General features: G+C 74.4%; 8 protein-coding genes and 2 pseudogenes. 4 read left to right on the top strand and 6 right to left on the bottom strand.

Annotated elements, in window-relative coordinates; translation table 11 throughout:
- The 3 genes from AOK18_RS20705 to AOK18_RS20695 form a co-directional block, all read right to left on the bottom strand.
- A partial coding sequence (locus tag AOK18_RS20705) for a DNA repair ATPase (RefSeq protein ID WP_206281573.1) occupies positions 1-3,259 on the bottom strand: 3,259 nt, incomplete at its 3' end.
- Positions 3,260-3,329: 70 nt separating this feature from the next.
- Complete coding sequence (locus AOK18_RS20700) at positions 3,330-5,375, bottom strand: flotillin family protein (RefSeq protein WP_055695337.1); 2,046 nt, start codon at positions 5,373-5,375, stop codon at positions 3,330-3,332.
- Positions 5,376-5,666: 291 nt separating this feature from the next.
- Positions 5,667-6,047, bottom strand: coding sequence for a hypothetical protein (locus AOK18_RS20695; RefSeq protein ID WP_055573093.1), 381 nt, complete (start codon positions 6,045-6,047; stop codon positions 5,667-5,669).
- A 300-nt stretch (positions 6,048-6,347) separates the two neighbouring features.
- Here AOK18_RS20695 and AOK18_RS20690 point away from each other — a divergent pair, with 300 nt between their 5' ends.
- Positions 6,348-7,409: a PucR family transcriptional regulator gene (locus AOK18_RS20690; RefSeq protein WP_055695336.1), complete on the top strand. Its 1,062-nt coding sequence runs from the start codon at positions 6,348-6,350 to the stop codon at positions 7,407-7,409.
- Positions 7,410-7,468: 59 nt separating this feature from the next.
- On the opposite strand, the gene AOK18_RS20685 is transcribed toward AOK18_RS20690, so the two are convergent.
- Positions 7,469-7,915, bottom strand: a complete 447-nt coding sequence (locus tag AOK18_RS20685) for a DUF6299 family protein (protein WP_206281572.1) — start codon at positions 7,913-7,915, stop codon at positions 7,469-7,471.
- 287 nt (positions 7,916-8,202) lie between these two features.
- Here AOK18_RS20685 and AOK18_RS20680 point away from each other — a divergent pair, with 287 nt between their 5' ends.
- The 3 genes from AOK18_RS20680 (at position 8,203) to AOK18_RS20670 (ending at position 10,151) form a co-directional block, all read left to right on the top strand.
- Positions 8,203-8,397 (top strand): DUF5999 family protein, encoded by a 195-nt coding sequence (locus tag AOK18_RS20680; RefSeq protein WP_055573090.1) that lies wholly within the window; start codon positions 8,203-8,205, stop codon positions 8,395-8,397.
- Positions 8,398-8,581: 184 nt separating this feature from the next.
- Complete coding sequence (locus AOK18_RS20675; protein WP_055573089.1) at positions 8,582-9,394, top strand: PaaX family transcriptional regulator; 813 nt, start codon at positions 8,582-8,584, stop codon at positions 9,392-9,394.
- 307 nt (positions 9,395-9,701) lie between these two features.
- Positions 9,702-10,151 carry an ATP-binding protein gene (locus AOK18_RS20670; RefSeq protein ID WP_175400314.1) on the top strand — a complete coding sequence of 150 codons (450 nt, stop codon included), beginning with the start codon at positions 9,702-9,704 and terminating at the stop codon, positions 10,149-10,151.
- A gap of 78 nt (positions 10,152-10,229) precedes the next feature.
- Here AOK18_RS20670 and argF read toward each other — a convergent pair.
- Both argF and AOK18_RS35450 read right to left on the bottom strand, forming a co-directional pair.
- Positions 10,230-10,952, bottom strand: a pseudogene (gene argF, locus AOK18_RS20665) (ornithine carbamoyltransferase); the annotation flags it as partial.
- Positions 10,953-10,954: 2 nt separating this feature from the next.
- Positions 10,955-11,089 (bottom strand): annotated as a pseudogene (locus AOK18_RS35450) (ornithine carbamoyltransferase); the annotation flags it as partial.
- Between the last annotated feature and the right edge of the window lie 138 nt (positions 11,090-11,227).

Here is an 11,227-nt window from a genome sequence, read left to right as displayed (position 1 = left end):
CGCCCGCGCCGCCGGGGCCGTCCCGGCCGTCGTCCCACGCGGCGATCCCGCGGGCGAGTTCGGCGCACAGGTCGGCGAGGGCCGGGGGCGGGCCGAAGGCGTCGCGGACGCGGGCCAGGGAGCGGGCCCGGCGGGTGAGGTCGGCGCGTTCGGCGGCGGTGGTGCCGTGGGTCCAGTGGAGCAGGGCGAGGGCGCGGGCCGCGGGTTCGTGGCGCAGGAGGCCGGCCCCGTCGTACAGGGGCAGCAGGGCGGTCAGCAGGGCGAGGGCGTCGTGGTCGTGGACGCCGCGCTCGTACCCCTCGTCGTAGGCCTCCTCGGCGGCCCGGCGGACGAGGGCGGCGAGGTCGTCGGCGGCGTGCAGGGCGGCGGGGCCGTGCTCGTGCAGCAGGCGGGCGGCGAGGTGTTCGGCGCGGTAGACCTCGGGCGACTCGGACGGCAGGTGCCGGTTCCAGTGGCGGCGGCCCTCGGCGAGGACGGGGTCGGTGACCGGGGCGCGGTAGTCGGTGCCGGTGAGGGCGAAGGCGAGGCCGTCGCCGTGCGGGACGAGGGTGAGGTCGAGGGGCTGGGTGGTGACGGCGAAGCGGTGGCCGCCCAGGCGCAGGGCGCGGCCGCCGTCGGCGTAGAGGTCGGTGCGGTCGCGCAGGGCGCGGGCGGCTTCCTGCCGGGCGGAGCGCAGGCGGCCGTCGAGTTCCTCGGCCCGGACCCGGTCGCCGAGGTCGCGCAGTTCGCCGGCGGTGCGGCGGACCTTGGCGACCAGCGGGTCGGAGGCGAAGTAGGTGCTGACCTCGTCGGTGTCGGCGAGGGCGGCGGAGCGGCGGGCGACGGTCTCCAGGACGCGTTCGGCGGCGGAGGCGAGCTGTTCGGCGCGGCGGGCGCGGGCGTCGGTGAGGCTCTGCTTGCGGGCGGCGAACGCCTCGTAGATCTCGGTGCGTTCGTCGGCGAGTTCACCGAGCACGTCGTCGAACTCCGCGAAGCGGGACTCCAGGGTCTCCAGCTGGGCCAGGACGCGGGTGAGTTGTTCGTCGCAGTCTTCGGGGCCCGCGGCGGACGCGAGGGCGCCGGTGACGGTCTGGCCGAGCAGGGCGAGTTCGGCGGTGAATCCGGCGCGGGCCTCCCTCTCGCGCAGGCCGCGGCGGCGGGCGTCGAGGGTGGCGCGGGCGCGGTTGACGCCGCCGAGGGCTTCGGCGACGCGTTCCAGCACGGCGGTGCGGACGGTCGCGTCGCCGATGTCGAGTCCGGCGACGACCTCGGTCACCGTCCGCAGCCCGTCGGCGATCTCGTCCAGGCGGGCGGCGACGGGGACGGCCTCGGCGGCGGTGCCGATCCGCTCGGCGTCGGCGACGAGGCGTTCGACGTCGGCGTGGTGGGCGGCGAAGGCGTCCTCGTGGGCGAGGTGGGCGACCGCGCGCCGGCCGAAGGAGGCGAGGTCGGCTCCGGCCTCGTCGGCGAGTGCGTCGATGCGGGCGTGGTCGGCGTAGCGCATCTCCTTCAGGGTCAGCAGATGGCCCTGGGCGTGGCGGAGTTCGGTGAGGCCGGCGACCCAGGCGGCGGCCTCGCGGGGCTGCTCGCCGCGCAGCCGGCGCACCACGGAGCCGATGCGGGAGGCCGCCTCGTCGAGCGCGACGGCGGCGCGGCGGCCGAGGTCGCGGACGGTCTCGAACTCGGCCAGGACCTGTTCGGCGGTGGTGCGCACCTCCTCCAGGGGGCCGCGCAGGTCGCCGAGTCCGGGCTCGGCGAGCCAGTGGTGGGTGTCGGCCGTGCGCACGCAGGCGGCGGTCAGCGCCTCGTACACCTCGGTCGTCGGGGTGGTCTCGGTGACGGAGCGGACCAGGGAGAGGCAGTCGGAGATGCCGCGGACGAGGTCGGCGTTGCCGACCCGGTCCAGGGGGCCGTCACCGACGGGCCGGCCCGCGGCGTGGGTGTCGGAGACGTAGGGCGAGTGCCACCGCTGGAGCGGGTGGACGCGGGCGGGCTCGTCGCCGTCGGGCCGCAGCAGGCTCAGCCCGCCGTCGTCGAACAGCGCCCAGCCGTGGCAGGGCAGCGGCGGCGCGACCTCCTCGCGGATCACGTTGTACGACAGGAGCAGGGAGCGGCCCCGGCCGGGCGCGTGGAAGGCGTACAGCACGTCCTCGCCGTTGGGCGAGCGCACCTCGCGTGCGAACTCCATGCCGTCCGTGTCGAGTTCGTACGTCTTGTGGGTGCCGGAGGCCAGGCAGTAGCCGCCGGGGAAGACGATGCCCTGGTCCTCGGGCAGGCGCCGGCAGCCCTGGCCGATGCCGTCGAGGCGGACGACGGTGCGGGTGAGGGTGTCGAAGACGAGGTGGCGGTGCGCGGTCTCCTTGTAGGGCAGGACGCGCAGCAGGATCAGGGTGCCGACGCGGGCGTGGGAGATCTCGGCGTCGGCGAGGGACTGCAGCGGCTCGTCGACCGGTTCGCTGTGGATGCCGCCGGGGGTCTCGGTGTCGCCGTCCGTGCCGACGGTGAGGGTGCCGCCGAGGGTGTCGACGAAGACCTCGCCCTGGACACGGACGCGCGGGTACCGGCCGAGGACGTGGTCCTCGCGGGTGGTGCGGGTCCATGCGACGTCGGGGTCCGGGGTGCGCGCGTGGTCGCGGTCGCCGCGCGCGTCGAGGAAGACCGCCTGCCCGTCCTCGGAGACCGACCAGCGCAGGACGCGGATGTCGCCGGCCTTCTCGCCGGTCTGGAACACGGCGAGGAGCCTGCCGTCGACGCGGCGCAGCCGCAGCAGGCGGGCCTGGCGGTAGTAGCGGTGCAGGGCGGCGAACTCCCGTACGAAGGCGGGGTCGTCGAGGAGTCCGGGCACGGCGTCGTCGGGCAGCCGGTTCAGGTCGCGGTCGTGGGCGGCGAGGACGTCGCCGACGGCGGTGTCCGTGTCCGGGCGGGGCTGGGCACGGTAGCCGAAGAGGAGCACGTCGCCCACGGCGACGACGTCGCGGGGCACGGCGGCGCGGTCGGTGCGCAGTCGTCCGGTGCCGGTCAGGCGCAGCTCGGTGGAGCCGAAGGTGGCGATCCGGAGCCGGTTCAGCTCCTCGGTGCGCCGCGCGAGTTCGGCGGCCTGCGCGGTCAGGCGGTCGCGCAGCACCCGGTAGGTGCCGCCGTCGACCGTCCCCCGGACGGCGGTGCCCGTCCCGGTGTCCGTGTCCGCCGGGTCGTGCAGGCCCCCGGCGGGCCGCCGGTGCGCGCCGCCGGGCGTCTCGTGGGTGCCCGTGCCGGGCGTCTCGTGGGTGGCGGTGGTCATGGCTGCCTCTCGGACAAAGGGGGCAGGGGAGCCGCCGTCCCCTGTGCGGCGGCTCCCCGGCCGGGGGTGGTCAGGCCCTGGCGTGGCCGTTCAGCACGGCCAGCGGTGTGTCCGCGAGGCCCAACTCCCCAGCTTTTTCGATGAGCTGCTTGATCTGTCCGGCGTTCTCGCCGCCCGGCTGCATCAGCTTCACGAGGAGCGCGGAGACCGTCAGGTTCTGCACGTCGGCGCTCGAGACGGAGCCCAGGATCCGGCCCAGGTCGTCGGTGAAGCTCGCCGAGCCGTCCAGCCACGGGCCGGCGAGGGCCTGGACGGTCCCGGAGTTCTGGACGAGTCCGTCGATGCCCTTGCCGAGCGCGATCGACGACATCAGCCGGTCGAAGAACACCGACTCCCCGCCGACGATATTGATGTCGGCGCTCTCCAGGCCGGTCGCGAGCACCGTGGCCTGCGCCTCGGCGACCTGGCGCTGCACCTCGAGCCCGGCGAGCCGGACGTCCTTCTCCGCCTCCAGGCGCAGCCGGTACTCCTCGTGCCCGCGGGACGCCTCGTCGAGGGCGGCCATCGCCGCCGCCTTCTCGGTGAGGCCGGCGGCCTCCGCCCTGAGCCTGCCGCCGATGCCCTCCGCCTCGGCGAGCGCCTTGGCCCGCGCGCCCTCGGCCTCGGCACGCATCCGGGCCTCGGACGCCTCGGCCTCGGCACGGCCGGCCTTCTCGATGACGTCGGCCTCCTTGTCGCGGACCTGCACGGCGGCGAGCCCCTCGGCGGCGGCCTCGGCCTGGATGCCCTCGGCCATCCGCACCTTGGCGCGGGCGTCGAGGTCGGCGGCCTTCAGCCGGGCCTCGGCCAGGGTCAGTTCCTCGGCGGCGCGGTGGGTGGCGGACACCTCGGCGGCCTCCGCGGCCTTGATGTCCTTGACGAGCCTCTCCTGCGCCTCGGCCTCGGCGGCGATGATGACGGCCTGCCGCTCCCGCTCGGCCTCCTCCACGGCCCGCAGCCTCTTGATCGACTCCTCCTGCTCGGCGACCGTGCGGTCCACCGCGACCCGTTCCCGGACGACCTCGGCGATGTCGCGCTTCTCGGCCTCGACCTCCTTGTCGGCGGCGATCCGGGTCAGCTGGGTCTCCCGCTCGCGGGCGATGACCTCGAGCATCCGGTCCTTCTCGATGCGCTCGCTCTCCACGGCGATGACCCGCTCGCGGTTCTTGGCGGCGACGGCGACCTCGCGGGCCTGGTTCTCGCGCTGCACGCCGAGCTGCTCCTCGGTGCGCAGGAAGGCGCTCTGCGCGCGCAGCCGCTCCTCCTCCACCACCCGTGCCGTCTCGGCCTCCTCGCGGGCCCGCACGGTCTCGATCTCCCGGCGCTGCTTGATCTCGGCGTCGGCCTGCCGGCGCTCCAGTTCGAGGATCGTCTCGCGCGCGTCGACGTTCTGCCGGGTGATCTCCTTCTCCTCGCCGCGCTGGGCCTCGTTGGTGCGCACGTGCTCCACGGCCGTCAGTTCGGTGATCTTGCGGATGCCCTGCGCGTCGAGCACGTTGCCCGGGTCGAGCTGGGAGAGCGGCGTCTGCTCCAGGTAGTCGATCGCCGCGTCCTCGAGGTGGTAGCCGTTGAGGTCGATGCCGATGACCTCGATGATCCGGTACCGCAGTTCCTCGCGCTTGGTGTAGAGGTCGGTGAAGTCCAGCTGCTTGCCGACGGTCTTCAGCGCCTCGGAGAACTTCGCGTGGAACAGCTCCTGCAGCGTGTTGCGGTCGCTGGCCCGTGCGGTGCCGACGGCCTGCGCGACCCTGATGACGTCGTCCACGGTCTTGTTGACCTTGACGAAGAAGGTGATGCGGATGTCCGCCCGGATGTTGTCCCGGCAGATCAGCCCCTCCTTGCCGGCCCGGGTGATCTCGATGGTCTTCACCGAGATGTCCATCACCTCGGCCTTGTGGAGCACGGGCAGCACGACCTGCCCGGTGAAGGTCACGTCGACCTTCCGGAGCTTGGAGACGATGAGCGCCTTGCCCTGCTCCACCTTCCGGAACAGCTTGGTCATGAGGAACAGCACGACGAGCGCGAGGAGGAGGCAGACGCCGACGACTACGGCGATGCCCACGGTGGCGGCATCCATGGATACGTCCTTCGGAACTGGTGACGGACGGAGCTGACGGGCCGGCGCCGGGCGCCGGGGTGCGGGACGGGCGGGGCCGTCCCGGTGCCGGCCGGCCCGGACGGCACGGCGGCGGTGTGGTGAGGACACGGTGGTGAGGCGGCGGGGACACGGTGGTGACGCGGCGTCGGGGTGCCGGCGGTGCGGCGGGCCCCGGTGGTGCGGAGCGCGCGGCCCGTACGGGAGCCGCGTGCGGGCTCCGCCACGGGACACGCCGGACGGACCGCCCCGGTTCCCGCCGGTACCGCGGAACTACCGGGACGGCCCGGGTTCGTCGGGCAGCAGGCGGTGCAGCGGACGCACGAAGAAGCGGGTGAGGCGCCAGGCCGCGAGCAGCGCTCCGGCCAGGGCCGGCAGGCGCAGCAGTCCGGCGCCGGGTCCCTCCGGGACGTACGCGTCCAGCAGCACGGTCACGCCGGTGGCCAGCAGCCAGGCGAACAGGGTCAGCAGGGAGAGCGCCAGGGCGACCGGCACCCCGCCCATCCCCCAGGCGTCGAGGTCCGCGTCCGGGTCGAAGGCCTGCGGCGTGGTGGCGCCGACGGCCACCAGCAGCCAGAAGCCGGCCGCCACGACGAGGGCGGCGGTGAGCAGGAGCGTGGGCAGGCCCGTGGCGGCCTCCGCGATCATGTGCATCCCCGGCCACCCCTTTCCGGCGTCCCCGCGTCCCGCGTCCCGCGTTCCGCTTCCCTCTTGACGGCTCATGCCGACGTCCGCACCGGCCCTCGCCGGTTCCGGGGCCCCGCACCTGCCGGTGCCAGGCACCGGAACCGTCCGCGGTGCTCCCCGCGGGCCATGGTGCCGGGCCGACCACCGCCCCCGCATTGCCGGTTCCCGGCAATGTTCACTAGGGTCTGCATGCCGGGTGTGGATCACATCGGGCGTCAGGACGGCGTCAAGGGTGCGTCAAGGACGCGTCAGGATTCGGGGGGCGATGTGGCGGAGCGGGAGATTCCCGAGGAGTATCTCGAAGGTTATGCCCGGATCCTGGAGGAGGTCGCGGCCACGGGCCGGCGCCTGTCCCGCGATGAGCTGGCCTCCCGCCGGGACCTCGGGGAGCGGGCCGCGGAGGCCGGCTTCGGACTGCGCACCCTGGTGCGCACCCACCTGATCGCCGCGCGGGACGCCTGGCCGCGCGGCCGGGACGACTCGGCCGAGGAGGCGCTCGCCGCCGTCCAGCAGGTGGTGGACGCGTTCGCCGAGGGCTACGAGCGGGCGCAGCGGCTGGCCGTCCGTCAGGAGGAGGCGGCCCGGCGGGAGTTCATCGACGACCTGCTCTACGGCCGCAGCGACCTCGGCCGGCTCGTCGAACGTGCCGAGCGCTTCGGCCTGCGGCTCTCCCACGAGCACGCGGTCGCCGTCGCCCGGGGCCCCGTCGCCTACGACGAGGGGGACGCCGTGCCGCGGCGGGTGGAACAGGCCCTCATCTCCCGGTTCGGTGACCGCAGCATCCTGCTCACCACCAAGGACGGGCGGCTGCTGTGCGTCGCGCCGGGGCACCAGGGCGAGGTGCTCACGCACTTCGCCAAGCAGGCGCACGCCGCCACCGACGGCGGCCAGGTGGCCATCGGCCGCCCCCGGCCCGGACCCGGCGGGGTCGTCCAGTCGTACGAGGAGGCCCTGAGCACGCTGGAGATAGCGGAACGGCTGGGGCTGGACGAGCCGGTGCTGCGCGCCGCCGAGCTGCTCGTCTACCCCGTCCTCGCCCGTGACCGCCAGGCCATGACCGACCTGGTCCACAACACCCTCGGCCCGCTCACCGCGGCCCGGGGCGGCGCACAGCCCCTCCTCGACACGCTCACCGCGTACTTCGACTCGGGCTGTGTGGCGGCGGAGGCGGCCCGCCGGCTCTCCCTGAGCGTGCGGGCCCTGACGTACCGTCTGGAACGCATCCACAAGCTCACCGGCGCCAATCCGGCCGAGCCCGCCCACCGTTACATGCTCCAGACCGCCGTCATCGGCGCCCGCCTGCTGGCCTGGCCGGACGAGCGGCTCTGATCCGCGGGCCGGCGGACGACCGGCGCGGTCCGGCCGGGCGGCGGGCGGGCGCCCCCGTCTCAGCCGCGGACCAGGGTGACCTCCCGCTGCTGGACCGCGTGGAACACGGGCAGCAGCATCCCGTCGGCCGGACGCAGCTCGGTGAGGGTGGCCTCGACGTCGACGGTGCCGGCCTTCAGGACGGCGGCGGGCACCCGCCCGGTGTTCTCCCACGTGCGGGTCTCGCCGTCGCACACCGCCAGGGTGCCGCCGACGCCGTACCGCGTGCCGCCGGTGCCCGGGTGGACGGAGGAGCCGACGAGGACCGGGCCGGAGACGCCCAGGCAGCTGTACGTGCCGGAGAGGGTGACGGTGCCGTCGCCGGCGATCCGGCCCGTGGGGTCCACCGTCACGGTCTCGTGGACGGGAGTGGGAGCGGCGGCCGCCGCCGGGGGCGCGGCGACGGCGGTGCCGAACAGCAGCGCCGCGCAGGCCGCCGCGCGGACGAGGACGGGACGCGCGGACACGGGCGCGGGGACGGAAGCGGGCGCGGAAGCGGGTGCGGACACGGACATGGGGAACCTCCCGGGGTGCGGGGAACGAGGGTGTGGGGCCCCACCAGTACCGGGAGAGCGGGCCGGGAGGAGCGACCTCACCCCTTCGGTGGCGAGTCGGTGCCGGCCGTCGGTGAACCGTCCCGGAATCGTCCGGGAGTCGTCACTCCTCGAGGCCCGCCGTTCCGGCGAGTCCGCGGTGGGGGCATGGTCCTGGTGGACGACCCCTTCGAATCGATCCACCCATGTGGAGGTGCGCCATGTGTGCCCACCGGATGTCCTGCCCCTCGTCCCATGGACAGGGCCCCCATGTGGTCGCCGCCCGTCCCGAGCAGGGCTGGAGCCTGCTGTGCGACGGCGCGATCGTCTTCGACGACACGGGGAGGCTGATGCCCGACGGCCGTGCCGTCGCCCCGCGCCGGCTCCCCGTGGACCGGCTCACCGCCGCCGCCTGAACGGCACGGCGGACCGCGGGCCGCGCCGCGCATCCGCCCCCTCCGCCCGTCCCACGGGGCCGGCTCGCATCCCGGGCGCCCACCGGACCGCCTTGCCCTTACCGGAACGCCCTTTTCCCTCAAGGGAGATGACCAGGCGTGATGCCGATGCCCGGGGGAGGGTCGCCGATCGGCACGACCTAAGATGATCAACGTGTCCGACCAGCCTGCCCCACGGTCTCTCATCGTCACGCTCTACGGCGCGTACGGCCGCTTCGTGCCGGGTCCCGTGCCCGTCGCCGAGCTGATCCGGCTCCTGGCCGCGGTCGGGGTCGACGCTCCCGCCGTGCGGTCGTCGGTGTCCCGGCTCAAGCGGCGCGGACTGCTCCTGCCGGCCCGCACCGCCCGGGGCGCGGCGGGTTACGCGCTCTCGCCGGAGGCCCGCGGCCTGCTGGACGACAGCGACCGCCGCCTCCGCGCCTTCGCGGCTGCCGGGGGCGGGGAGTGGGTGCTCGCCGTGTTCTCCGTGCCGGAGTCCGAGCGGCAGAAGCGCCACATCCTGCGCTCCCGCCTGTCCGGCCTCGGCTTCGGCACCACCGCCCCGGGGGTGTGGATCGCGCCGGCCCGGCTGTACGAGGAGACCCGGCGCACCCTGGAGCGGCTGGGGCTGGACGGTTACGTCGACCTCTTCCGCGGTGAACACCTCGGATTCACCCCCACCGTCGAGGCGGTCGCCCGCTGGTGGGACCTGGCCGGGATCGCCGCGGAGCACGAGGCGTTCCTGGACCGTCACGCGCACGTGCTGGACGCCTGGCGGCGGCGTGAGGACACCCCGCCCGAGGAGGCGTACCGCGACTACCTCCTCGCCCTCGACTCCTGGCGCCACCTCCCCTACACCGACCCGGGGCTGCCCGCCGGGCTGCTCCCCGAGGGCTGGCCGGGAACCCGCTCGGCGGAGGTCTTCCACGGTCTGCACGCACGCCTGCGGGACGCGGGGGCGGTCTTCGCGGGCCTGTGACACGTGCCACGTGAGGCGGCACGGTTCGCGAGGCGTCCTTCCGTCCGGTCCTCATCCGTCCGCGACCGCCGCCGTCATCACCGATTCGCCGTCGTCATCGCCGATTCGTGACCGCCGTCATGATTGCGCCACAGGCGGGCCGGGCATGATCGGTGCGACGGGTTCCGGGGTCTGCCCGGTGAGCACGGAAGGCCGTGCTCACCGGGCAGACCCCGGAGCCTTGACGTCCGTCACGGGTCGGCGACGCCTCCCGGGGACGGCGCCGTACCATTGGGTAATTGAAAGCAGGACCGCCTGCCTGCTCTCCATGATCGGATCGCGCGTGCACGAACCCTCGACCTCCGCCTGCTGGCGCGTCGCACTGCCGCACACCACCGCGGCCGTGCCCGTCGCCCGTGCACTGGTCCGTACCGCGCTGGCCGAGCGGGAGCACGCCGCCGACCGCGACACCGCGGAGCTGCTCACCGCCGAGCTGGTGGCCAACGCCGTGGAGCACACCTCCAGGGGCTGCCCGATCGAGCTGGTGGTGGAGCTGCTGCCCACCGGGTGCCGGGTCGAGGTGCACGACGCCGATCCGGAGCCGCCCGGCGACCTGACCCTCCCGCACCTCGACGTGCCGGATCCCTGGCAGGAGCACGGGCGCGGGCTGCTGCTGATCCGCGCCCTGAGTTCGTCGTGCGGCCACCGCCCGACCGCGTCCGGCAAGGCCGTGTGGTTCCGGCTGCCGGCGGTGCCGCGCCCGCGCCGGCCCGACTGAGCGGACCGGCCGGGCGGCCTGCCGGAGCGGTCCGGCACGGGGGGCTCCCGGCAGGGGCCCGGCCGGTGCCGCGTTCGTTCAGGCCAGGGTCGCCACCAGGACCGCCTTGATCGTGTGCATCCGGTTCTCCGCCTCGTCGAAGACGACCGAGTGGGCCGACTCGAACACCTCGTCGGTCACCTCCAGCGACTCCAGGCCGTGCTTCTCGTACACCTCGCGGCCGACCCGCGTCCCCAGGTCGTGGAAGGCCGGCAGGCAGTGCAGGAAGCGGACGTCCGGGTTGCCGGTGGCCCGCAGCACGTCCATGGTCACCGCGTACGGCGCGAGGGCGGTGATCCGCTCGTCCCAGACCTCCTGGGGCTCCCCCATCGAGACCCAGACGTCGGTGACGACGAAGTCCGCGCCCGCGACCCCCTCGGCGATCTCCTCGGTGAGCGTGATGCGGGCCCCGCTGGACTCCGCGAGCGCGTGCGCCCGGTCGACGACCTCCCGGGCGGGCCAGTACGCCTTCGGGGCGACGACGCGCACGTCCATGCCCAGCAGGGCCGCGGTGACGAGGTAGGAGTTGCCCATGTTGAAGCGGGCGTCGCCGAGGTAGGCGAAGGAGAGCTCCGTGACCGGCTTCCCGCCGCCGTGCTCGGTCATGGTGAGGACGTCGGCGAGCATCTGGGTGGGGTGCCAGTCGTCGGTCAGACCGTTGTAGACGGGCACTCCCGCGTACTCGGCGAGGGTTTCGACGGTGGCCTGGGAGTCGCCCCGGAACTCGATCGCGTCGAACATCCGGCCGAGCACCCGGGCGGTNNGCCCTGGTCGGCGGCGGCGACCTCGAAGGAGCAGCGGGTGCGCGTCGAGGGCTTCTCGAAGATCAGCGCGATGTTCCTGCCCCGGAGGTACCGGGTCTCGGTACCGGCCTTCTTGGCGGCCTTCAGCTCCGCGGCCAGGTCGAGCAGGCCGAGGAACTCCTGCGCGGTGAAGTCCACCTCCTTGAGGAAGTGGCGGCCGGCGAGGGCGGTCGGGACTGTCGCCATGGGGCGCTCCAGAGGTACAGGGACAGGGACGAATGTAACTGTATACAA

Source organism: Streptomyces prasinopilosus (assembly GCF_001419695.1).
Classification (GTDB): domain Bacteria; phylum Actinomycetota; class Actinomycetes; order Streptomycetales; family Streptomycetaceae; genus Streptomyces; species Streptomyces prasinopilosus.
This window is presented reverse-complemented; position numbering and strand designations above follow the sequence as displayed.